Annotated in this window: 1 protein-coding gene and 1 pseudogene; both read right to left on the bottom strand. The window is 75.4% G+C overall.

The window, feature by feature from the left end; all coding sequences use genetic code 11:
* Window position 1: 1 nt before the first annotated feature.
* Window positions 2–15,991 (bottom strand): annotated as a pseudogene (locus ACZ7D7_RS10430) (type I polyketide synthase); the annotation flags it as partial.
* 39 nt (window positions 15,992–16,030) lie between these two features.
* Window positions 16,031–26,428: an SDR family NAD(P)-dependent oxidoreductase gene (locus tag ACZ7D7_RS10425; protein WP_470823594.1), complete on the bottom strand. Its 10,398-nt coding sequence runs from the start codon at window positions 26,426–26,428 to the stop codon at window positions 16,031–16,033.
* Window positions 26,429–26,431 lie beyond the last annotated feature (3 nt).

Below are 26,431 nucleotides of genomic sequence, written 5' to 3'. Positions count from 1 at the left end.
ATCAGCTCAACTCCGAGTCGATGAACCGGAAGATCTCTTCGTCGCTGGCGGTCCCGAGCTGCTCGGTGACCGATGCGCGGTCGCCGTCCGGGCGCGGGGCCAGCCGGCCGACCAGCCCTTGCAGGCGGGCCAGGGCGCGGCGGCGGTCGTCCTCGTCGGACACGTCGGCGAGCACGCCGGCCAGCCGGTCGAGTTCCTCGTCGAGCGTGCCGACGGCCGCCGCGGTGGGTGCCACCAGTTGTTTGCGCAGGTGGTCGGCGAGTCCGGCGAGGGTGGGGTGGTCGAAGACCGCGGTGGCCGCCAGCCGGACGCCGGTGGCCGCGCCGAGCCGGTTGCGCAGGTTGACCGCGGCCAGCGAGTCGAACCCCAGCTCAGTGAACGGCCGGTCGGTGGGCAGTGCCTCCGGGTCGTCGTGGCCGAGGACGACGGCGACCTCCCGGCGTACCAGTTCGACGAGTTCGCGGCGCTGTTCGTCCTCGGGCAGCCCGGCGAGCCGGACGGCGGGCCCCGCATCGGCCGCGGCCGGTTCGGGGGTGCCGGTGGTGAGGCCGGCGCGCACCTCGGGCAGTTCGCCGAGCAGCGGGCTGGGCCGGGCCGCGGTGAACGCGGGCGCGAATCCGGCCCAGTCCACGTCGGCCACGGTCACGGCGGTGTCGGCGTGCCGTACCGCGTCCGCCAGCGCCGTGAGCGCCTGCCGCCGGTCCAGGGCCAGGACGCCGCGGCGGCGCAGTTGTTCGCGGCGCCGTGCCTCGGCGTCGGCGTCCTCGGCGCCCAGTCCGGCGCCCTCCCACGGGCCCCAGGCGATGGCGGTGGCGGGCAGGCCGCGGGCGTGCCGGTGCCGGGCGAGCGCGTCGAGGTAGGCGTTGGCCGCGGCGAACGCGCCCTGTTCGCTGCCGCCCCAGGTGGCGGCGACGGAGGAGAACAGGACGAACGCCTCCAGTCCGTCGGTGAGCCGGTGCAGGTTGGCCGCGCCGCGCACCTTGGTGTCGATGGTGGCGGCGACCTCGGCGAGGCCGGTGCCGGCCAGGGGCCCGGAGCGCAGTTCGCCGGCGGTGTGCACGACGGCGGTCAGCGGCGTGTCCGACGGTATTCCGGCGAGGAGTTCGGCCAGGGCGGTCTCGTCGGCGGGGTCGCAGGTGCTCACCGTGACCGGGACGCCGAGGTCGTCCGGCGCGGTGGCGTCCGGGTCGCCGGTGGTCAGCACGAGGGCCTGCGCGCCGTTGTCGGCCAGCCAGCGGGCCACCGGCAGGCCCATGGGGCCGAGGCCGTCGGTGACCAGCACGGTGCCGTCGGGCCGCCACGCCCGGGCGGGGGTGCGTCCGGCGAGCGGGGCGTGCGCGAGTCGCGGTACGAGGACTCCGGTGTCGCGTACGGCGGCCTGGTCCTCGGTGCCGGTCAGCAGCGCGGCGAGCCGGGTGAGGCCGCGGGCCGGGTCGTCGGGCAGGTCGACGATGCCGCCGTACAGTCTCGGGTGTTCCAGGGCGAGAGTGCGGCCCAGGCCCCAGAGCATGGCCTGTTCGGGGTGCGGCAGCCGGTCGGCCGGGGTGGCGGCGACCGCCCCGGAGGTGACCAGCCACAGCACCGTGCCGGTGCCAGTGCCGGTGCCGATGTCGGTTCCGGTTCCGTTCTCGGTTCCGGTTCCGTTGTCGGTTCCGGTTCCGGTGCCGGCGAGGGCGCGGACCAGGTCCAGGGTGGCGGCCAGTCCGGCGGGCACGGCGGGCTGCTCCGGGTGGGGGCCGTCGGCGAGACCCAGCAGGGAGATCACCCCGGCGGCCGTGCCGGCTTCGGACGGCGCCGCCTCCGGGCCCACGATGCGGGCGTCCGCCCCGGCGCTGGTGAGCGCGGCGGCGCAGTCCTCGGCGAGCGTCAGCCCTTCGGGGGCGACCACCAGCCACGTGCCCGTCAGGACCGCGTCGTCGGCCTCGACCGGCCGCCAGTTCACGGTGTAGCGCCATCCGTCGGTGGCGGCGGCCACCTGCTGGGCGGCGCGCCACGCGGTCAGTCCGGGCAGCACTTCGGCGAGGGGTTCGGCAGGTACGTCGAGCAGATCGGCCAGTGCCTTCGGGTCCACCGGGTCGGCGCCGTCGACGGCCGCCCAGAACGCGTCGGCCGTCGTGCCGGTGCCGCTCGTCTCCGGGGCGGTCAGCCAGTAGCGCTGCCGCTGGAAGGGGTAGGTGGGCAGGTCGAGCGGGGCGGTCCGCTCGGTGAAGGCGGCGGCGAGCCGTACGGGCAGTCCGGCGACGTGTGCCTCGGCGACGGAGAGCAGGAACCGGCCCAGGCCGCCCTCGTCGCGGCGCAGGGAGCCGACGACGGTGGCCTCGTCGAGCGTCTGGTCGATGCCGGGGGTCAGCACCGGGTGGGGGCTGACCTCGACGAAGCCGTGGTGTCCCTGGTCGGCCAGGGCGCGCACGGACTGTTCGAAGCGCACGGTCTGCCGCAGGTTGCGGTACCAGTAGCCCGCGTCCAGTGCGGTGGGGTCGGCCCAGTCGGCGGTGACCGTGGAGAACATGGGGACGTTCGCCGTCCGGGGCCGTACGTCGGCGAGGGCCTCGATCAGCTGTGTCTCGATGCGTTCGACGTGTGCGGAGTGCGAGGCGTAGTCCACGGCGATGCGGCGGACGCGTGTCCCGCGTTCGGCGCACTCGGCGAGCAGCCGGTCGAGGGCCTCGGGGTCGCCGGCGACGACGGTGGAGGCGGAGCCGTTGATCGCGGCGACGGTGATCGCGCCGTCGGCGGGCAGCAGTTGGGCCACCTCGTCGGCGGGCAGTGCCACGGACGCCATGCCGCCGTGTCCGGCGAGTTCGCGGGCGATCAGGCCGCTGCGCACGCACACGACCCGGGCCGCGTCGCGCAGGGTCAGCGCCCCCGCGACACAGGCCGCGGCGATCTCGCCCTGCGAGTGACCGACGACCGCGTCGGGTTCGACACCGAACGACCGCCACAGCGCCGCCAGCGACACCATCACCGCGAACGACACCGGCTGCACCACATCCACACGGTCCAGAGACGGCTGACCCGCCTCACCCCGCAGCACACCCGGCAGCGACCAGTCCACGAACTCGCCCAGCGCATCCGCGCATTCGCCCATGCGGGCCGCGAACACAGGCGAGGAGTCCAACAGTTCCACCGCCATGCCCGCCCACTGCGCGCCCTGGCCGGGGAACACGAACACCGTGCGGTCGGCGGTCCGGGCGGTTCCGGTGGCCACGTGCGGTGTGGCCTCGCCGGTGGTCAGGGCGGCGAGTCCGGCGAGCAGTTCGTCGCGGTCTGCGGCGACGACGACGGCCCGGTGGGTCAGCGCGGCGCGCCCGGTGGAGAGGGCGGCGGCCACCTCGACCAGGCCGGCGTCGGGTGCGTCGGCCAGCCAGGTGCGCAACCGCGCGGCTTGGGCGCGCAGCGCGGCCTCGGTGTTGCCGGACAGCGGTACCGGCACCACCTGTTGGGGCGCCGGCTCCGGTGCCGGGAGCCGCGGGGCCTGCTCGATGACGACGTGCGCGTTGGTGCCGCTGATGCCGAACGAGGAGACCGCGGCACGGCGCGGCCGGTCGCGTTCCGGCCAGGGCCGCGCCTCGGTGAGCAGCCGTACGCCCCCCGCCGACCAGTCCACGTGCGGGGTGGGTTCGTCGAGGTGCAGGGTGCGCGGCAGCATTCCGTGGCGCATCGCCTCGACGACCTTGATCACTCCGGCGACGCCGGCGGCGGCCTGCGTGTGCCCGATGTTGGACTTGACCGAGCCGAGCAGCAGCGGGTCGTCCTCGCGGCCCTGGCCGTACGTCGCGAGCAGTGCCTGTGCCTCGATGGGGTCGCCGAGGGCGGTGCCGGTGCCGTGGGCCTCCACCACGTCGATGTCCGAGGGCGTCAGGTGCGCGGCGGCGAGCGCGGTGCGGATGACGCGTTCCTGCGAGGGGCCGTTGGGCGCGGTCAGTCCGTTGGACGCGCCGTCCTGGTTGACCGCCGAGCCGCGCAGCACGCCGAGGATCCGGTGGCCGTTGCGCCGCGCGTCGGACAGCCGCTCCACCACGAGCAGGCCGACGCCCTCGGACCAGACGGTGCCGTCGGCGTCCGCGGAGAACGCCTTCACGCGGCCGTCGGCGGCCAGGCCGCGCTGCCGGGAGAACTCGATGAAGGTGCCCGGCGTGGACATCACGGTCGCGCCGCCGGCCAGCGCCAGTGAGCACTCCCCCGCGCGCAGCGCCTGCGCCGCCAGGTGCAGGGTGACCAGGGAGGAGGAGCAGGCGGTGTCCACGGTGACGGCGGGGCCCTGGAGGCCGAAGGTGTAGGCGATCCGGCCGGAGGCGACGCTGCCCGCGGTGCCGGCGCCGAGGTAGCCCTCGACGTCCTGCGGGGTGCTGGGCAGCCGGGTGGCGTAGTCGTGGTACATGACGCCGACGAACACGCCGGTGTCGGTGTCCCGCAGGGACATCGGGTCGATGCCGGTGCGTTCCAGCGCCTCCCAGGAGGTCTCCAGCAGCAGCCGCTGCTGGGGGTCCATGGCGAGCGCCTCACGCGGTGAGATGCCGAACAGCGCGGCGTCGAACTCGGCCGCGTCGTGGAGGAATCCGCCCGCGGTCAGGTAGGTGTGCCCGGCGCGGTCGGGGTCGGGGTCGTAGAGCCGTTCGGTGTCCCAGCCGCGGTCGGTGGGGAAGGGCGAGATGGCGTCGGTCTCCCCGGCCACCAGCCGCCACAGGTCTTCCGGGGAGCGCACTCCGCCCGGGTAGCGGCAGGCCATGCCGACGATGGCGATCGGTTCGTCGGCGGGGGCGCCGCGGCGGGGTTCGGTGCGCGCCGGGGCGGCGGCAGCGCTGAGCCTGCCCATCAGGTGGTCGGCGACGGCCGCGATGCTGGGGTGGTCGAAGGCCAGTGTGGCGGGCAGGGTCAGGCCGGTGCCGGCGGCGAGCCGGTTGCGCAGTTCCACCGAGGTCAGCGAGTCGAAGCCGAGGTCGGTGAAGGCGCGCCGGTCGCCGAGTTCGGCCGGGCTGTCGTGGCCGAGGGTCGCGGCGACGGCGGTGCGTACGGTGTCGCGGACCAGCCTGCGGCGGGCGGCCTCGTCGAGCCCGGCGAACGCGGCCTCCAGCGCTCCCGTGCCGGTGGCGCGGCGCGCGGGGACGCGGACCAGGCCGCGCAGGACCGGGGCCGGCGGCACGGTCCGGGCCTGTTCGCGCAGCGCGGCCAGGTTCAGCCGGGCGGGCACGGCGAGGGCGGTCCCGGCGGAGACGGCGGCGTCGAACAGCCGCATTCCGTCGGCCGGTTCGAGTGGTACGACGCCGAGCCGTTCGATGCGCTGCCGGGCGGTGCCGTCGGCGGTGTCGCCCATGCCGTCGACGCCGGCCCACAGTCCCCAGGCCAGCGACACGGCGGGCAGCCCGGCCGCGCGGCGCCGGGCGGCGAGGCCGTCCAGGACCGCGTTGGCGGCGGCGTAGTTGCTCTGTCCGGGGCTGCCCAGGATGGCGGCGGCGGACGAGAACAGCACGAAAGCGGCGAGCGTGTGACGGCGCGTCAGCTCGTCCAGGTGCAGTGCGGCGTCCACCTTGGGCCGGAACACCCTGTCGACGCGCTCGGGGGTCTGTGCGGCGAGCATGCCGTCGTCCAGTACGCCGGCGGCGTGCACCACGGCGGTCAGCGGCCGCTCGGCGGGGATCGTGTCGAGCAGGGCGGCCAGCGCGGCACGGTCGGCCACGTCACAGGCGACCACTTCGGCGGTGGCGCCCAACTCAGCGAGGTCGGCGACGAGTGCGGCGGCGCCCGGGGTCCCGGGGCCGCGCCGGCCGACGAGCAGCAGGTGCCGCACGCCGCGCTCGGCGGCCAAGTGCCGGGCCAGCACCGAGCCGAGCGCGCCGGCGCCACCGGTGATCAGCACGGTTCCCTCGGGATCCCACGCGGTGGGCTCACCCGCGGTTCCTCGGACGAGCCTCGGTGCGCGGATCTCGCCGTCCTGGACGGCCAGTTGGGGTTCGCCGGTGGACAGGGCGGCGGCGTCGGGCACGCTGCCGTCGCTGTCCAGCAGCACGATCCGGCCCGGGTTCTCGGACTGGGCTGAGCGGGCCAGGCCCCAGACGGCGGCGGCTCCCAGGTCGGTGCCGTCGGTGGCGCTGGAGGTGCGCAGCACGAGCGTGGTGGCGGCGAACCGCTCGTCGGCCAGGAAGCCGCGCAGCAGGGCGAGCGCCCGGTGGGTGGCGGCGGCGATCCGGGCCGGGTCGTTCTCGGTGGCGGGCAGGGTGGCCCGGAGCCAGGGGCCGGGATCGGTCACCGCCGCGAGGTCGAGGTCCGCGCCGAGTGCGGTGGGCGCGGGCTGCTCGTCGCCGCCGGCGCTGACCGGCGTCCAGTCCAGCGTGTACAGCGCGTCGGTCAGGGCTTGCGCGGCGTCCGGCCCGGTGGGGATCGGGCGCAGGGCGAGGCCGTCGGCGGTGAGCACGGCGGTGCCGTGGCTGTCGTACGCCTCGATGGTGATGCCGTCGCCGGCCGGGGCGAGCCGCACCCGGAGGGTGCCGGTGCCGCGCTGCCAGACGGTCACGCCGGTCCAGGCGAACGGCACGGCGGCGGTGCCGGCGTCGGGGTCGGCGGCCAGGGCGTGCAGCGCGGCGTCCAGCAGTGCCGGGTGCACTGCGAAGCCGTCCGGTTCGGCCGGGGCGGGCAGTTCCACCTCGGCGAACACCTCGGCGCCGGTGGCGGTGTCCCGCCGCCAGGCCGCGCGCAGCCCGCGGAACGCCGGTCCATAGGCGAGTCCCCGGTCGGCGAGCAGCTCGTAGAGGTCGTCCGCCTCGATGCCGGCCGCGTCGGCCGGGGGCCACTCCGCCTGTACGGGTGGGGCGCCGGCCGGTGGTTCGACGGTGCCGGTGGCGTGCCGCGTCCACGGTTCCTCGGTGCCGCCGGTCTCGGGCCGGGAGTACACGGTGACCGTGCGGCGGCCCTGTTCGTCGGGCGCGCCGAGCACCAGTTGGACGGAGGCGGTCCGCTCGGTCAGGACCAGGGGCGCGTCGAGGGTGAGTTCGGTGATCCGGCCGCAGCCCAGTTCGTCCCCGGCGCGGGCGACGAGTTCGGCGTACGCGGTGCCGGGCAGGACGACGCGGCCGTTGACGACGTGGTCGGCGAGCCAGGGCTGGGTGGCGGTGGAGAGGTGTCCGGTGAACAGGACCCCGGCGCCGTCGGCCAGGGCGACGGCCGCGCCGAGCAGGGGGTGCCCGACCCGGTCGAGGCCGGCGGCGTCGGCGGTGGCCGTCTCGCCGGTCATCCAGAACCGGCGGTGCTGGAACGCGTAGGTGGGCAGCGGAACGGGCGCCGGTGCGCGGCCTTCGGTGACCGCGTCCCAGTCCGGGGAGACGCCGTGCACGTGCAGCCGGGTCAGGGTGTCCAGCAGGGCCGGGATCTCGTCCCGGCCGTCGCGCAGGGTGGGCAGGACGACGCGGTCGGCGGCGGGCTCGGTGCCGGGTTCCGGGTCGGGCAGGCAGTCGCGGGTCATCGCGGTCAGCGCCGAGGCGGGGCCGATCTCGACGTAGGCGGTGGCCCCGGCGTCGGCCAGGGCGCGTACGGCGGGCAGGAACCGCACGCTGTCGCGGACGTTGGCGACCCAGTGCTCCGGGGCGGTGATCTCCCGTTCCGTCAGCGGTTTCCCGGTGACGGTGGAGACGAGCGGCAGCCGCGGGGCGCTGATCGGAAGGGTGGCGACGATGTCCCGGTACTCGGCCAGGATGCCGTCCACGTGCGGGGAGTGCGGGGCCATGGTGACCCTCAACCGCCGGGTGCGGCGGCCCTGTTCGCGCCAGTGGGCGTCGATCGCGGCGACCGTGCCGGCGTCGCCGGACACCACGACCGAGTCGGGTCCGTTGACCGCGGCCAGCCGCACCTGTCCGGCGTGGTCGGCGAGCATCGGGGCGAGTTCGGCCTCGGTGGCCTGGACGGCGACCATCGCGCCGCCGGGGGTGGCCCCCGCCATGAGCCGGCCACGTGCGGCGACCAGGGCGGCGGCGTCGGGCAGGGTGAGGGCGCCGGCGACGTGGGCGGCGACGATCTCGCCGACGGAGTGACCGGCCACCAGGTCGGGGCGCACGCCCCAGCTGTCCATGAGCCGGACGAGTGCGACCTCCACGGCGAACAGCGCGGCCTGCGTGAAGTCGGTGCGGTCGAGCAGCTCGGCCTCGGGGCCGCCGTCGGCGGCGAACAGCACTTCGCGCAGCGGCCTCGGCAGGTGCTTGTCGAGTTCGGCGCACACCTCGTCGAGGGCGGTGGCGTAGGCGGGGAACTCCTCGGCGAGCCGGCGTCCGGCGCCGAGGCGCTGGGAGCCCTGGCCGGGGAACAGGAAGGCCAGTTTCCCGGCGTCGGGTGCGAAGCCGGTGACGACGTCGGCGTCGGGTACGCCGTCGGCGAGTGCGGCCAGTGCGGTGCGCGGGTCGACCGGTCCCGTGCGCGGGTCGGCGAGGACGGCGGCCCGGTGCGGGTGGGCGGCGCGGGTGGTGAGCAGCGCGTGCGCCACCGCCGCCGGTTCGGCGTCGGGGTGTTCACGGAGGTGGGTGAGGAGTCGGGCGGCCTGGTCGCGCAGGGCCGGTGCGGTGCGCGCGGAGACCACGAGCGGCAGCGGCAGGGGCGTCCGGGCGGGCGCCGCGACGGGTGTCTCGGCGGGGGCCTGTTCGATGACGATGTGCGCGTTGGTGCCGCTGACGCCGAACGAGGACACCGCGGCGCGACGGGGCCGGCCGGTCTCGGGCCAGGGGCGCTGCTCGGTGAGCAGGGACACCGCTCCGGAGGCCCAGTCGACGTGCGGGCTGGGTGCGCCGACGTGCAGCGTGGAGGGCAGCAGACCGGCGCGCAGGGCCAGCACCATCTTGATGATCCCGGCGACGCCGGACGCGGCCTGGGTGTGGCCGATGTTGGACTTGACGGAGCCGAGCCACAGGGGTTCGCCGTCCCGGTCGCGGCCGTAGGTGGCGAGGAGGGCCTGCGCCTCGATGGGGTCGCCCAGGGTGGTGCCGGTGCCGTGGGCCTCCACCGCGTCGACGTCCCGCGGGGTCAGTCCGGCCGCGGCGAGCGCGGCGTGGATGACCCGCTGCTGGGAGGGGCCGTTGGGTGCGGTGAGCCCGTTGGAGGCGCCGTCGGAGTTGACGGCGGAGCCGCGTACGACGGCGAGCACCGGGTGGCCGTTGGCGCGCGCGTCGGACAGCCGCTCCACGAGCAGCATGCCGGCGCCCTCCGACCAGGAGGTGCCGTCGGCGTCGGCGGAGAACGACTTGCAGCGGCCGTCGGCGGCCAGTCCGCGCTGCCGGGAGAACTCCACGAACAGGCCGGGCGTGGCCATCACGGTGGCGCCGCCGGCGAGCGCCAGGTCGCATTCGCCGCGGCGCAGGGCCTGGGCGGCCAGGTGCAGCGCGACCAGGGAGGACGAGCAGGCGGTGTCGACGGTGAGCGCGGGCCCTTCCAGGCCGAACGTGTAGGCGAGCCGGCCGGAGGCGACGCTGGCGGCGCTGCCGGTGAGGCGGTAGCCCTCCACGCCTTCGGCGGCGTGGTGCAGCATCGGCCCGTAGTCCTGGCGCATCACGCCCACGAACACGCCGGTGCGGCTGCCGCGCACGGTCGTCGGGTCGATCCCGGCGCGTTCGAAGGTCTCCCACGAGGTTTCCAGCAGCAGGCGCTGCTGCGGGTCGGTGGCGAGTGCCTCGCGCGGGTTGATGCCGAAGAACTCGGCGTCGAAGTCGGCGGCGCCGCGCAGGAATCCGCCGTGCCGGGTGTAGGAGGTGCCGGGCCGGTCGGGGTCGGGGTCGAACAGGGAGGCGAGGTCCCAGCCGCGGTCGGCGGGGAACTCGGTGATGCCGTCGCCGCCGTCGAGCAGGAACCGCCACAGCTGTTCCGGGGTGCGGATGTCGGAGGGGAAGCGGCAGGCCATGCCGACGATCGCGAGGGGCTCGTCGTCGGCGACCCCGGTGCGGGCCGGGGGCCGGGCGGCCGGGGCGGTGTCCTCGGGGCCGTCCTGGCGCAGGTACGCGGCGAGCGCGGCCGGGGTCGGGTAGTCGAACACCAGGGTGGCGGGCAGGGTGGTGCCGGTGGCGGCGGTGAGCCGGTTGCGCAGTTCGACGGCGGACAGCGAGTCCACGCCCAGGGCGCGGAACTCGGCCTGCGGGTCGACGGCGTCGGCGTCGGCGTGGCCGAGGACGGCGGCGGTCTCCGCGCACACCAGCGTCAGCAGTTCCTCGGCGGTCGGCCGGCCCGGCCGGGTGGCCGCGGCGGGCCCGGTGGCGGTGGCGGCCCGGCGCTGCGGGGTGCGGGCGAGGCCGCGCAGCAGCGGCGGCAGCAGCGCGGGGTCGGCGGTGCGGACCCGGATCTTGGCCGGCAGCAGCACCGGCTCGTCCACGGCGAGCGCCGTGTCGAACAGGGCCAGCGCCTCGTCGGCGGAGAGCGCCTGCACTCCGGCGCGGGCCATGCGGGCCAGGTCCGAGGTGGACAGGTCGCCGGTGATGCCGCTGGGCGGTGCCCACAGGCCCCAGGCGAGGGACTGGGCGGGCCGCCCGGCGGCGCGCCGCCGGGCGGCGAGCGCGTCGAGGCAGGCGTTGGCGGCGGCGTAGTTGGCCTGGCCGGGGCCGCCGAGGGTGCCGGTGGCCGAGGAGAACAGCACGAACGCGGCGAGGTCGTGTCCGCGCGTGAGTTCGTCCAGGTGGGCCGCGGCGACGACCTTGGGCCGGAGGACGGCGGCCAGCCGCTCGGGCGTCAGGTCGGTGAACAGCCCGTCGTCGGCGACGCCGGCCGCGTGGACGACGGCGGTGAGCGGGTGTTCGGCGGGGATGCCGGCCAGCAGTGCGGCGAGGGCGTCCCGGTCGGCGGCGTCGCAGGCCGCGACGCGCACCTCGGCGCCGAGTTCGGCGAGTTCGGCGGCGAGTTCGGGTGCGCTGCCGCGCCGGCTGGTGAGCAGCAGGTGCCGGATGCCGTGCTCGCGCACCAGGTGCCGGGCGACGAGCCCGCCGAGGGTGCCGGTGCCGCCGGTGACGAGAACGGTGCCTCGGGGGTCGAGCGGGCGGGGCAGGGTGAGGACGAGTTTGCCGGTGTGCCGGGCCTGGCTGAGGAACCGGAACGCGTCGGTGGCGCGGGCCATCGGCCACACCGACGGCCGGGGCGCGGCCAGGGCGCCCGCGGCGAACAGTTCCAGCACCGCGGCCAGCATGCGCCGCATCTCGTGCGGCGGCGACTGCATCAGGTCGAACGGCCGGTAGTCGATGTCCGGGAAGTCGGCCGGGTCGCGCAGGTCGGTCTTGCCCATTTCCAGGAACCTGCCGCCGGGGCGCAGCAGTCGGGCCGACGCGTCGACGAACTCGCCGGACAGCGAGTTGAGGACGACGTCGACCGCGGGGAACCTCGTGGCGAAGCCGGTGTCGCGGGACGAGGCGATGTGGGCGTCGTCCAGGCCGAGTTCGCGCAGCACGGGCCACTTGTCGGGGCTCGCGGTGCCGTAGACCTCGGCGCCGAGGTGCCGGGCGAGTTGGACGGCGGCGGTGCCGACGCCGCCGGCCGCGGAGTGGATCAGCACGGACTCGCCGGGCCGCAGGGCGGCGAGCTCGACCAGTCCCAGGTGGGCGGTGAGGTGGGCGATCGGCACGGCGGCGGCCTGCTCGAAGGTCCAGCCGTCCGGGATGGGCGCCACGGCGTCCCGTTCGGCCACCGCGACGGGGGCGAACGCGTCGCCGAACAGTCCGGTGACCGGGGTTCCGGGCGCGAGGTCGGTGACGTCGGCGGCGACCTCGGTGACCACGCCGGCGCCCTCGCCGCCGAGGGCCACTGCGCCGGGGTACATGCCCAGGGCGATGAGCACGTCGCGGAAGTTGAGTCCGGCGGCGCGCACGGCGATGCGGACCTGGCCCGGTTCCAGCGGGGCGGCCGCGGCCGGGGCGGGCACGAGGGCGAGGTTGTCGAGGGTGCCCGGGCGGGTGACGGCCAGCCGCCAGTGCGGGTCCGCGGGCGGCACCAGCTCGGGCTTGACGAGCCGGGGGGTGAGCAGCGCGCCGTCGCGCAGGGCGACTTCGGGGTGGCCGGTGGCGGGCGCTGCGGGCAGCGCGCGGCGGGATGCCGGGGTGTCGTCGATGTCGGCCAGGACGATCCGGTCGGGCTGTTCGGCCTGCGCGGCGCGCAGCAGCCCCCACACCGCGGCGCCACCCGGGTCGGCGGGGCGGTCGGTGTGCTCGGTGGCGACGGCACCGGTGGTGACCACCAGCAGCCGGGCGGGCGGGGCGGCCACGGGGGGCGCGGTGGTGGCGGCGAGCCAGTCCTGCACCTGCCGCAGCACGTCGCGGGTGACCTGTTCGGCGGGCTGCCCCGCCGGGACGGCCAGGACGGTGACCTCGGCCGAGTCGTCGCCGGTGAGGTCGACTCGGGCGGTACGCAGGTCGGCCGCCAGGGCGTCGGGCAGCGCGCCGCGCACCGCCCAGCGGCCGGTGGCCGGCTCGGTGGGGGCCTGGGTGACGTCCCAGGCGTGGCGGAACAGCGAGTCGTGCGGCGTCCGGTCGGCGGACCGGCCCACGGCGGCCGCGGCGCGCAGGGTGAGCGTGGCGACGGAGGCGACCGGTGCGCCGGTGGCGTCGAACAGGTCCAGGGCGACGGTGCCGTCGCCGGTCGGGGCGAGCCGGACCCGCGCGACGGAGGCACCGGCGGCGTGCAGCCGGATGCCGGCCCACGCGAAGGGCAGTCGGGCGGTGCCGGTGTCGTCGGTGAGCGCGAGCGCGTGCAGGGCGGCGTCCAGCAGCGCGGGGTGCAGGCCGAACTCGGTTGCGCGGGTGCGCTGTTCGTCGGGCAGGGTGACCTCGGCGAACACGTCGTCTCCGCGCCGCCAGGCGGCGCGCAGGCCCTGGAACGCCGGGCCGTACTCCAGCCCTCGGGCGGCGAGGTCGGCGTGGACGGTGGTCACGTCCAGCGGGGTGGCGTCACGCGGCGGCCAGATCTCTTCCCCGGTGACGGGTTCGGCCGGGCCGCCGGCGAGGGTGCCGGTGGCGTGCAGCGTCCACGGCTCGTCCTCGGACGCGTCCTCGGGCAGGGAGTGGATGTCGACGGCGCGACGGCCGGATTCCTGGGCCTCGCGGACGGTCAGCTGCAGCCGGACCGCGCCGGTGCCGGTGAGCACCAGCGGCGCCTGGAGGACGAGTTCCTCGACCCGGTCGCACCCGACCCGGTCGGCGGCCTGCACGGCCAGCTCCACGAACGCCGCGCCGGGCAGTACGACGGCTCCGGAGACCCGGTGGTCGGCCAGCCAGGGCTGCGACGCGACCGACAGCCTGCCGGTGAGCAGGTAGGCGTCGGACCCGGCCAGCGCCGTGGCGGCGCCGAGCAGCGGATTGCCCGCCGGGAGCAGTCCGACGGCACCGAGGTCGCGTCCGGGGGCCGATTCGAGCCAGTAGCGGCGGCGCTGGAAGGCGTACGTGGGCAGCTCGACCCGGGCGGCGGCGGGCAGGTACGCCGCCCAGTCCACCGTGCCGCCGTGCACCTGGAACCGGGCCAGCCCCGTTGCCAGGGCCCGCACTTCGGGCTGCTCCCGGCGCAGCAGCGGGACGAACACGGCGGTGGTGTCGCCGGGCAGACAGTCCGGTCCGGCGGCGGTGAGCGCGGTGTCCGGGCCGACCTCGACGAAGAGTCCGACGCCCTCGGCGTGCAGGTGGGCGACCGCGTCGGCGAAGCGTACGGTCTCGCGGACGTTGCGCACCCAGTAGTCCGCGGTGGTGGGAGGTGCCGTCACGTCCACGGTGGACACGAACGGGATGCTCGGGGCGGCGAAGGCGAGACCGGCGACGGCGTCGCGGAACCGGTCCAGCACCGGCTCCATCAGCGGGGAGTGGAAGGCGTGGCTCACCCGCAGCCGGGTGGTGCGCCAACCACGCTCCCCCGCCTGCCCGGCGATGGCGTCCACGGCCGACTCCGCGCCGGAAACGACCACGGACCGCGCACCGTTCACGGCGGCGATGCCCACCTCGTCGGACAGGAGTGCGGCGACCTCCGCCTCCGAGGCGTTGACGGCGAGCATGGCGCCGCCCGACGGCAGCTCCTGCATCAGCCCCGCCCGCGCACACACCAGCGCCACCGCGTCGTCCAGGGACAACACCCCGGCCACGTGCGCGGCGGCGACCTCGCCGACCGAATGCCCGGCCACGAAGTCCGGTGCCACGCCGAAGGATTCGAGCAGCCGGAACAGCGCCACCTCGAACGCGAACAGCCCGCACTGGGCGAACAACGTCTCGTTCAGCCGCTCACCACCGTCCCGGACGACCTCACGCACCGGCCGGCCGAGGGCCGCTTCCAGGCGGACGCAGATGGCGTCGAACGCCTCCGCGAACACCGGGTAGCACTCAGCCAGTTCACGGCCCATCCCGGACCACTGCGAACCCTGACCGGAGAAGAGGAAGCCGGTGCCGCCGACGCGGCCGGCGACACCGCTGATCGTCCCGCTCGCGCCCTCCGCCAACGCCGCCAGCCCGGCCAGCAACTCCTCCCGATCGGCGGCGACCACCGCACCCCGGTGCTCCAGCGCGGCACGCGACAACGCCGCCGCCCGCGCGACCTCCACGACCGCGACCTCCGGCTGGGACACCAGGTGCTCACGCAGCCGCGCGGCCTGACCCCGCAACGCCTCCGCGCTGCGGGCCGAGACCACCACGGGCACCGGCCCCGGCACGGCCTCCAGGCGGACCTCGGGCGCGGCCCCCTCGTCGGCGGGCGGCTGCTCGATGACGACATGGGCGTTGGTGCCGCTCACGCCGAACGCCGACACGGCGGCCCGGCGGACCTCGGTCTCCGGCCAGGGCCGCGACTCGGTGAGCAGTGCCAGCGGGCCCCCGGCCCAGTCGACGTGTGTGGTCGGGGTGTCGGCGTGCAGCGTGCGGGGCAGCGTCCCGTTGCGCATCGCCTGCACGACCTTGATCACGCCCGCGACACCGGCGGCGGCCTGCGTGTGGCCGATGTTGGACTTGACCGACCCCAGCCACAGTGGCCGGTCGCGGTCGGCGCCGTACGTGGCCAGCAGGGCCTGCGCCTCGATGGGGTCGCCGAGGGTGGTGCCGGTGCCGTGCGCCTCGACCATGTCGACGTCGCGCGGGGTCAGTGCCGCGTTGGCCAGGGCCTCGACGATGACGCGGCGCTGCGCCTGACCGTTGGGCGCGGTCAGGCCGTTGGAGGCGCCGTCCTGGTTGACGGCGGAGCCGCGGATGACGGCGAGGACCGGGTGGTTGTTGCGCTGAGCGTCGGACAGCCGCTCCAGCAGCAGCATGCCGACGCCCTCGGACCAGCCGGTGCCGTCGGCGTCGGCGGAGAAGGCCTTGCAGCGGCCGTCGGCGGCCAGGCCGCCGAGCCGGTCGAACTCGACGTAGGTGCCGGGGGTGGCCATGACGGTGACGCCGCCGGCCAGCGCCATCGACGTCTCGCCGGACCGCAGGGACTGCACCGCCAGGTGCAGGCTGACGAGCGAGGACGAGCAGGCGGTGTCGACGGTGACGGCGGGTCCTTCGAAGCCGAAGGTGTAGGCGACCCGGCCGGTGGCGATGCTGGCGGCGTTCCCGTTGCCGATGAAGCCCGCGAGCTCCTCCGGCACGCTGTCCATCAGTGTCGCGTAGTCGTGGTACATCACGCCGGCGAAGACGCCGGTGCGGCTGCCGCGCATGGTCAGCGGGTCGATGCCGGCCCGTTCGAACGCTTCCCAGGACGTTTCCAGCAGCAGCCGCTGCTGCGGGTCCATGGCGAGCGCCTCGCGCGGGGAGATGCCGAAGAAGCCGGGGTCGAAGTCACCGGCGTCGGCGACGAACCCGCCGAGCCCGACCGGCAGTCCGGACAGGTCCCAGCCGCGGTCGGTGGGGAATCCGGAGATGCCGTCCCGGCCCGCCGCCAGCATGTCCCACAGCTGTTCGGGCGTGCTGACCCCGCCGGGGAAGCGGCAGGCCATGCCGACGATCGCGACAGGCTCGCGCTGTGCCTGCTCGATCTCGGCCAGCCTGCGCTGCGCGTTCTGCGCCTCGGCCAGTGCGCGCCGGAGATAGTCCCGGAGCTTGTCCTCGTTAGCCACGCGGATGTTCCTTCCCTGCCCCTAGCTGGCGCCGAGGTCGTCGACGAGGTCGAACAGTTCGTCGTCGGAGGCCGACGACAGGTCTTGCTCCGGCTCGCTGCCGGTCCGCTCGTCGCCGCCGTACTTGGCCAGCAGAGCGGTGAGCCGCATGCGCAGCCTGGTCCGGTCCACGGCGCCGGGTTCGGCGCCTGCCAGTGCCGACTCGAGCCGGTCGAGCTCGGCCGACACCGGGGCGGCCCGCGTGCCGTCCGCGTCGGGCATGGACTCGTGCAGGTGCGCGGCGAGTGCGAGCGGGGTGGCGAACTCGAACACCACCGCCGCGGGCAGCCGGACACCGGTCGCCTCGGAGAGCCGGTTGCGCAGTTCCACGGCGGCGAGCGAGTCGACGCCGAGTTCGGTGAACGTGCGGTGCTCGTCCACGGCGTTCGCCGACTCGTGGGCCAGCACTCCGGCCGCTTCGGCGCGGACCAGCGCCAGCAGCGCCTTCTCCCTCTCGGGCCCGGACAGGCCGGTCAGGGAGGCGGCGGGCGTGGCCCGGTCGGCCCGGGCCGGGTGTGGTGTCTCCCGGACCAGGCCGCGCAGCACCGCCGGGACGGGCCCGCCGGTCCGGACGGCCGCCCGGTCCAGCCGCATCGGCGCGAGCACCGGCGCGTCGACGGCGCGGGCCAGGCCGAACAGGTCGAGCGCCTCGCCGGTCGCCAGCGGCAGCAGTCCGGCGCGGGCGATACGGGCCAGGTCGGCGTCGGCGAGCGCGCCGGTGATGCCGCTGCGCTGCTCCCACAGGCCCCAGGTCAGGGACTTGGCGGGGAGCCCGGCGGCGTGCCTGGCACGGGCCAGGGCGTCCAGTGCGGCGTTGGCCGCCGCGTACGCGCTCTGCCCGGCCGCACCGAGCACGCCGGCCGCGGAGGAGAACAGCACGAAGTCCGTCAGCTCGCGGTCGCGGGTCAGCTCGTCGAGCCACCGCGCGCCGTCCACCTTCGGGGCCAGGACCGCCCGCAGCCGGTCCTCGGTGAGACCGGTGACCAGACCGTCGTCCACGATCCCGGCCGCGTGCACGACCGCCGTCACGGGATGCGCGGCCAGCAGCCCGGCCACCGCCTCGCGGTCGGTCACGTCGCACGCCACGATCCGTGCGGTGGCGCCGAGTTCGGCGAGTTCGGCGGCCAGTTCGGCCGCACCCGGGGTGTCCGGGCCGCGGCGGCCGGTGAGCACCAGTGCGCGCACCCCGCAGTCGGCGGCCAGGTGCCGGGCCAGCGCCGCGCCGAGCCCGCCGAGCCCGCCGGTGATCAGCACCGTGGCGTCCGCATTCCAGGCGGTGCCGTCCCGTCCGGTGACCCTGGACAGCGGGACGGGAGCCAGACGCGGCACGTGAACTTCACCGTCGCGCAGCACCAGTTGGCCGCCGGGGACGTTCCACGCCGCGGCGGGGATGCGGGGGCCGTCCGCGCCGTTGTCGCGGCTGTCGCCGTCCGTGTGCTCGATGTCGGCCAGCAGGAAGCGGTCCGGGTGCTCCTGCTGCACCGAGCGCAGCAGGCCCCATACGGCGGCGGCAGCGGGGTCCGTGCGCGCGTTCCGGGTGCACAGCGCGAGCTTGGTGCCGGCGAAGCGGTCCTCGGCCAGCCAGGTGCGTACGGCTTCCAGCGCACGGCCCGCCGCGGCGACGGGCTCGGCCTCGGTACCGGCCGGCAGCACCACCACGGCGGGCAGGTCCCGGTCGGGCAACTCGGCGAGGTCGGCGACGTCGGCGCAGGTGAGCACGCTCGGCTCCGGGGCGGCCGGCAGGGTGACGGGGGCCAGGTCCTCGACGTACAACGACTCGTGGTGACCGAGCTGTTCGGCCGAGATCGGCCGTACGGCGAGGGATTCCACCACGCCGACCGGCGCACCCGCCGAGTCGGCCAGCTCGATGCGGACGGCGTCGGCGGCGACCGGGGCGATCCTCACCCGCAGCGCGGACACCCCGGTACGGCGCAGCGCGATGCCGTTCCACGCGAACGGCAGCAGCGTGCGGGCACCCTGGCCCTCATGCACGTACCGCATGGCGTGCAACGACGCGTCGAGCAGCGCGGGGTGCAGCCCGAAGCGGCCGGTGTCGGTGAGGTCGGGCAGGTCGATCTCGGCGAACACCTCGTCGCCGCGCCGCCACGCCGCCCGCAGTCCCTGGAACGCCGGCCCGTACTCCAGGCCGGTCGCGGCGAACTCCGCGTAGGCCGGGCCGACGTCCAGCGCGGTGGCGTCGCGCGGCGGCCACGTGACCAGCTCGGCCTGCGGTGAGGCCACGTCGGGGCCGAGCACGGCGCGGGCGTAGCAGGTCCACGGGGCACCGTCACCGGCGGGGCGCGCGTGCACGGTGAGCGGCCGGTCTCCCGCCACGCCGGGCGCGCCGACTCTCATCTGCACCTCGACCACGCCGGGCTCGGGCAGCACCAGGGGCGCCTGGAGGGTCAGCTCGGCGACCGCACCGGCGCCGGCGTCCGCAGCGGCGCGCAGGGCCAGTTCGGCGAACACGCTGCCGGGCACGACGGTCGCGCCCAGCACGGTGTGCTCCCCCAGCCAGGCCTGCGCCCCGGTGGACAGTCGGCCCGACAGCAGGAGCGCGTTCTCCTCGGCGAGCTCGACCACCGCGTCCAGCAGCGGGTGTCCGTCCCGGTGGGCCGGTCCGGCGTTGTCCAGCCAGTAGCGGCGGCGCTGGAAGGCGTACGTGGGCAGCTCGACCCGGGCGGCGGCGGGCAGGCACGCCGCCCAGTCCACCGTGCCGCCGTGCACCTGCAACCGGGCCAGCCCCGTTGCCAGGGCCCGCACTTCGGGCTGCTCCCGGCGCAGCAGCGGGACGAACGCGGCGGTGGTGTCCGCGGGCAGACAGTCCGGTCCGGCGGCGGTGAGCGCGGTGTCCGGGCCCACTTCCACGAAGGTCCGCACGCCTTGGGCATGGAGATGAGTGACCGCGTCGGCGAAACGCACGGTCTGGCGGACGTTGCGCACCCAGTACTCCGCAGACGTCGGCCGCGCCGCCACATCCACCGAGGACACGAACGGCAGCCTCGGCTCGGCGAACCGCAACCCCTCCACCGCCGCACGGAACCGCTCCAACACCGGCTCCATCAACGGCGAATGGAAAGCATGGCTCACCCGCAGCCGACTCGTACGCCAACCACGCTCCCCCGCCTGCTCGGCAATGGCGTCCACGGCCGACTCCGCGCCGGAAACGACCACGGACCGCGCGCCGTTCACGGCGGCGATGCCCACTTCGTCGGACAGGAGTGCGGTGACCTCGGCCTCGGAGGCGTTCACCGCGAGCATGGCGCCACCCGCCGGCAACTCCTGCATCAACCCGGCCCGCGCACACACCAGCGTCACCGCGTCGTCCAGGGACAACACACCCGCCGCATGAGCAGCAGCGACCTCACCGACCGAATGCCCCGCCACGAAGTCCGGCACCACACCGAACGACTCCAACAGCCGGAACAGCGCCACCTCGAACGCGAACAGCCCGCACTGGGCGAACAACGTCTCGTTCAGCCGCTCACCACCACCGAAGACGACCTCACGCACCGGCCGGCCCAACACCGACTCCAACCGCGCACAGACGTCCCCGAACGACTCCGCGAACACCGAATAGCGCTCAGCCAGTTCACGACCCATGCCCGACCACTGCGAACCCTGACCGGAGAACAAGAACCCCGTCAGACCACCCCGATCGGCCGACCCACTGATCACCCCCGGCGCACCCTCCGCCAACGCCGCCAGCCCGGCCAGCAACTCCTCCCGATCGGCGGCGACCACCGCACCCCGGTGCTCCAGCGCGGCACGCGACAACGCCGCCGCCCGCGCAACCTCCGCGACCGCGACCTCCGGCTGGGACACCAGGTGCTCACGCAGCCGCGCGGCCTGACCGCGCAACGCCTCCGCGCTGCGGGCCGAGACCACCACGGGCACCGGCCCCGGCACGGCCTCCGGGAGGACCTCGGGCGCGGCCGCCTCGTCGGCGGGCGGCTGCTCGATGACGACATGGGCGTTGGTGCCGCTCACGCCGAACGCCGACACGGCGGCCCGGCGGACCTCGGTCTCCGGCCACTCGACCGCTTCGGTGAGCAGCTGCACCGGTCCCGCCGACCAGTCCACGTGCGGGCTGGGTTCGTCGACGTGCAGGGTCCGGGGCAGGACGCCGTGCCGCATCGCCTGCACGACCTTGATCACGCCCGCGACACCGGCGGCGGCCTGCGTGTGGCCGATGTTGGACTTGACCGACCCCAGCCACAGTGGCCGGTCGCGGTCGGCGCCGTACGTGGCCAGCAGGGCCTGCGCCTCGATGGGGTCGCCGAGGGTGGTGCCGGTGCCGTGCGCCTCCACGACGTCGACGTCCGAGGGCGACAGTCCGGCGGCGTTCAGCGCGGCGCGGATGACCCGCTCCTGCGAGGGGCCGTTGGGCGCGGTGAGCCCGTTGGACGCGCCGTCGGAGTTGACGGCGGAGCCACGCAGCACGGCGAGCACCTGGTGGCCGTTGGCGCGGGCGTCGGAGAGCCGTTCCAGCACGAGCATGCCGATGCCCTCGGACCAGCCGGTGCCGTCGGCCGCGGCGGAGAAGGACTTGCAGCGGCCGTCGGCGGCCAGGCCGCGCTGCCGGTCGAACTCGCGGAACGGGGTGGGGCTGGACATGACCGTCACGCCACCGGCCAGCGCCAGGGTGGACTCGCCCGAACGCAGCGACTGGGCGGCGAGGTGCAGGGCCACCAGGGAGGAGGAGCATGCCGTGTCCACCGTGACCGCCGGGCCGGTGAACCCGAAGGTGTAGGCGACGCGGCCGGTGGCGACGCTGCCGAGGTTGCCGTTGCCCAGGTAGCCCTCCAGTTCCTCGGGCACGTGCGTCAGCCGGGTCGCGTAGTCGTGGTACATGAGCCCGGCGAAGACGCCGGTGCGGCTGCCGCGCACGGTCAGCGGGTCGATGCCGGCGCGTTCGAACGCCTCCCAGGACAGCTCCAGCAGCAGGCGTTGCTGCGGGTCCATCGCCAGGGCCTCACGCGGGGAGATGCCGAAGAAGCCGGGGTCGAAGTCACCGGCGTCGGCCAGGAAGCCGCCCAGGCCGACGGGCAGTGCCTCCAGGTCCCAGCCGCGGTCGGCGGGGAAGCCGGAGATGCCGTCCCGGCCGGTGGCGACCAGGTCCCACAGTTGTTCAGGGGTGGTGACGCCGCCGGGGTAGCGGCAGGCCATGCCGACGATGGCGATCGGTTCGTCCGTCGCGGACGCCGCCACGGCTGCGACGGGCTCCGTTCCGGTCTCCTGGCCCCCGGCCTCGGCGAGCACGTGGGCGGCCAGTTCCGACGGGGTGGGGTGGTCGAACACCAGGGTGGTGGGCAGCCGCAGGCCGGTGGCGGCGCCGAGCCGGTTGCGCAGTTCCAGCGCGGTCAGCGAGTCGAAGCCGAGGTCGGCGAAGGACTGTTCCGCGCCGACCTGGTCGGCCCCGGTCAGGTCCAGTACTCCGGCGGCCTGCGTCCGTACGAGGTCGAGGGCGGCGCGGCGGCGTTCCGGCGCGGGCAGTGCGCGCACCCGGTCGGCCCAGCCGGACTGCTGCGGTGCGCGGCGGCGGCCCCGGACCAGGCCGGTGAACAGCGGGGGCAGCGGGTCGAGCCGGTGCAGTGCGGCGGTGTCGAGCCGCATCGGCAGCACGGCGGCCTCGGTCAGCCCGAGGGCGGCGTCCAGCAGTGCCAGGGCGTCCTCGGTGGGCAGGGCGGCGATGCCGCTGCGGGCGATGCGGGCCAGGTCGGCGTCGGCGAGCGCGCCGGTGATGCCGCTGCGCTGCTCCCACAGGCCCCAGCCCAGGGAGTGCGCGGGCAGCCCGGCGGCGCGGCGCTGCCGGGCCAGGGCGTCGAGGTGGGCGTTGGCGGCCGAGTAGGCGGCCTGCCCGGGGTTGCCGAGCGTCGCCGAGGCGGACGAGAACAGCACGAACGCGGTGAGGTCGCGGTCGCGGGTCAGTTCGTCGAGCCAGCGCGCACCGTCCGCCTTCGGGGCCAGGACCGCCCGCAGCCGGTCCTCGGTGAGACCGGTGACCAGACCGTCGTCCACGATCCCGGCCGCGTGCACGACCGCCGTCACGGGATGCGCGGCCAGCAGCCCGGCCACCGCCTCCCGGTCGGCCACGTCGCACGCCACGACCGCCACCTCGGCGCCCCGCTCACGCAGCACACCCGCCAACTCGGCCATACCGGGCGCCTCGTCACCACGACGGGACGCCAGCACCAGGCCACCCACCCCGTGACGCTCCACCAAGTGCCGCGCCACCAATTGACCCAGCGCGCCACTCGCCCCGGTGACCAGCACCCGGTCCTCAACCGACCAGGGCACCTCCCCCACCGTGCCCGTCACCCGCACCAACCGCGGCACGAACACCTTGCCCGCCCGCAGGGCCACTTGCGGCTCACCGGTCGCGGCCAGCGCCGTGCTCAATTCCGCGTCCGAGGGCGCGGTTTCGGGCGTGTCCAGCAGCACGAACCGGTCGGGCCACTCGGCCTGCGCCGAGCGGACCAGTCCCCATACGGCGGCGCCGGCCGGGTCGGGCACCTCGTCGGCGGTGGTGGCGACCGCGCCGCGGGTGACCAGGACCAGCCGGGCACCCGGCGCCGGTTCCTCCGCCAGCCAGTCGCGCATCCGCGCCAGCACCGCGGCCGTACGCTCCGCCACCGGGGTTTCCGCGACGCGGACGAGCACGTCCCCGCCGGTGTCGCGATGCCCCGCCCGTGCGGGCATCCAGTCCAGCCGGTACATCGAGTCCAGGCGCGCGGACGCCCGCAGTTCGCCGGTGAGGGCGCGCAGCACCACGCTCTCGATGGTGCCGACCGGTGCGCCGCTGTCGTCGGCGAGGTCCACCCGGACCTCGTCGTCCCCGGCGGCGGTGAGACGCACGCGCAGCGCGGCGGCGCCGGCGGCGTGCCAGCGGACTCCTCGGAAGGCGAAGGGCAGCCGCAGGACCCTGTCGCCGCTCAGGGCCAGGGCGTGCAGCGCCGCGTCCAGCAGCGCCGGGTGCAGGCCGAACTCCTCGCCCGCGCCGCGCTGTTGCTCGGGCAGGACGACTTCGGCGAAGGTCTCGTCACCGCGCCGCCAGGCCGCGCGCAGCCCTTGGAAGGCGGGACCGTAACCGAGCCCCGTCCCGGCGAGCCGCGGGTAGAAGTCGTCCAGCGCGACGGGTTCCGCACCGAGCGGGGGCCACTGCACGAAGTCCTGGACGGCGCCCGGCTCGACGACGCCGCTGCCGTCGGTGTCGTCGGCGTGCTCGGTGTCCTGTGTGAGGACGCCGGTGGCGTGCCGCGTCCAGGGCAGTCCGGCGACGGCGTCCGCCGGGCCCTCTTCGGGCCGGGTGTGCACCTCGACGGTGCGGGAGCCGGTGCGGTCCGGTTCGCCGATGCCGACCCGCAGGGCGAGGCCGCCCTCGGCGGGCAGCACCAGCGGCACTTCGAGGGTCAGCTCGTCCAGCCGCGTGTCACCGAGCAGTTCGGCGGCGTGCCGTACGAGTTCGACGAACGCGGTGCCGGGCAGCACCGCGGTGTCGGTGACACGGTGGTCGGCCAGCCAGGGGTGCGCGCGCAGACTCAGTCGACCGATCAGGACGGTGTCGACCGCGCCGGGCAGGGCGACCACCGCGCCGAGGAGCGGGTGCTCGGCGGGCTGGGCGCCGAGCGCGGCCGGATCGGCCTGTTCGGCGGGCTCCAGCCAGTAGCGACGGCGCTGGAAGGCGTAGGTGGGCAGGGCGACCGGATCGGCGGCGGGCAGGTAGCGCGTCCAGTCGATGCCGCCGCCGTGCACGTGGAAGCGGGCCAGCCCGGTGGGCAGGGTCACCGTTTCCGGCTCGCCCCTGCGCATCAGCGGGACGAACGCGGCGGTCGCGTCCTCGGGCAGGCAGCCGGGTCCGGCGGCGGTCAGCGCGGTGTCCGGGCCGACCTCCAGGAAGATGCCGACGCCCTGCTCGTGGAGGTGGGCGACCGCGTCGGCGAAACGCACGGTCTGGCGGACGTTGCGCACCCAGTACTCCGCAGACGTCGGCCGCGCCGCCACATCCACCGAGGACACGAACGGCAGCCTCGGCTCGGCGAACCGCAACCCCTCCACCGCCGCACGGAACCGCTCCAACACCGGCTCCATCAACGGCGAATGGAAAGCGTGGCTCACCCGCAGCCGGGTGGTGCGCCAACCACGCTCCCCCGCCTGCCCGGCGATGGCGTCCACGGCCGACTCCGCGCCGGAAACGACCACGGACCGCGCACCGTTCACGGCAGCGATGCCCACCTCACCGGACAGGAGTGCGGCGACCTCCGCCTCCGAGGCGTTCACCGCGAGCATGGCGCCGCCCGACGGCAACTCCTGCATCAGCCCCGCCCGCGCACACACCAGCGCCACCGCGTCGTCCAGGGACAACACACCCGCCACGTGCGCGGCAGCAACCTCACCGACCGAATGCCCCGCCACGAAGTCCGGCACCACACCGAACGACTCCAACAGCCGGAACAGCGCCACCTCGAACGCGAACAGCCCGCACTGGGCGAACAACGTCTCGTTCAGCCGCTCACCACCACCGAAGACGACCTCACGCACCGGCCGGCCCAACACCGACTCCAACCGCGCACAGACGTCCCCGAACGACTCCGCGAACACCGAGTAGCGCTCAGCCAGTTCACGACCCATGCCCGACCACTGCGAACCCTGACCGGAGAACAGGAACCCCGTCAGACCACCCCGGTCGGCCGACCCACTGATCACCCCCGGCGCACCCTCCGCCAACGCCGCCAGCCCGGCCAGCAACTCCTCCCGATCGGCGGCGACCACCGCACCCCGGTGCTCCAGCGCCGCGCGTGTGGTCGCCGTGGCGAACGCCAGGCGGGGGACGGTCAGTTCGGGGTCGGCGGCGACGAACTCGCGCAGGCGGGCCGCCTGGGCGGCGAGACCCGTCGTGCCGCGGCCGGACACCACCACGGGCACCGGCAGCGAGAGCACCGGCGCCGGATCGGCAGGCGGGGCGTCGGGCTCGGGCGTCTCGTCGGCCGGTGCCGTCGGCTCGGGGGCCTCCTCCAGGATGACGTGGGCGTTGGTGCCGCTGATGCCGAACGAGGAGACCGCGGCGCGGCGCGGGCGTTCACCGCGTGGCCAGGGCACCGCTTCGGTGGCCAGGGACAGCGTGCCGGACGACCAGTCGATGTGCGGGGACGGGGCGTCCACGTGGAGTGTCTTCGGTACGGTCTCGTGGCGGAGCGCCAGCACGGACTTGATCACTCCGGCGACGCCGGCGGCGGCGAGGGTGTGCCCGATGTTGGACTTCACGGTGCCCAGCCACAGCGGCCGGTCGCGGTCGGCGCCGTAGGTGGCCAGGAGCGCCCCCGCCTCGATGGGGTCGCCGAGGGAGGTGCCGGTGCCGTGCGCCTCGATCAGGTCGATGTCGGCGCCGGTGAGGCCGACGTCTGCCAACGCGGCGCGGATGACGCGCTGTTGGGAGGGCCCGTTGGGTGCGGTGAGCCCGTTGGAGGCGCCGTCCTGGTTGACGGCCGAGCCGCGGATGACGGCGAGTACGGGGTGGTTGTTGCGTCGCGCGTCGGACAGCCGTTCCAGGACGAGGACGCCGACGCCCTCGGCCATGCCCATGCCGTCGGCCGAGGCGGAGAACGCCTTGCACCGGCCGTCGGCGGCCAGGACCCGCTGGCGGCTGAACTCGACGAGCGGGCCGGGTCCGGCCAGTACGGTGACGCCGCCGGAGAGGGCCAGGGAGGACTCGCCGTTGCGCAGGGACTGCACGGCCAGGTGCAGCGTGACCAGTGAGGTGGAGCAGGCGGTGTCGACGGTGATCGCGGGGCCCTCGACGCCGAGGGTGTAGGAGATGCGGCCGGACAGCACGCTGGACACGACGCCGGTGACGAGGTGGCCTTCGACGCTCGCCGGGGCCTGGGCCAGCCGGGTGCCGTACTCCTGGTGGTTCTGGCCGACGAACACGCCGGTGCGGGTGCCGCGCAGGCCGGTGGGGTCGATGCCGGCCCGCTCCAGGGCCTCCCAGGACGTCTCCAGCAGCAGCCGCTGCTGGGGGTCCATGGCGAGCGCCTCGCGCGGGGAGATGCCGAAGAAGCCCGCGTCGAAGTCACCCGGGTCGTCCAGGAAGCCGCCGCGCCGCACGTAGCTGTGGCCGGAGCGGTCGGGGTCGGGGTCGTAGAGTCCGTCGACGTCCCAGCCGCGGTCGGTGGGCAGGTCGCCGGTGACGTCCCGGCCCTCGGCCAGGACCCGCCACAGGTCTTCCGGGGAGCGCACCCCGCCGGGGTAGCGGCAGGCCATGCCGACGACGGCGATGGGTTCGGTGCGGGACTGCTCGACCTCCTGCAGGCGGCGGTTGGCCTTGCGCAGGTCGACCATGACCCTTTTCAGGTAGCCCCGGAGCTTCTCTTCCTCGGACACGTC

It is taken from the genome of Streptomyces sp. NPDC037054 (assembly GCF_055606745.1).
This window is presented reverse-complemented; position numbering and strand designations above follow the sequence as displayed.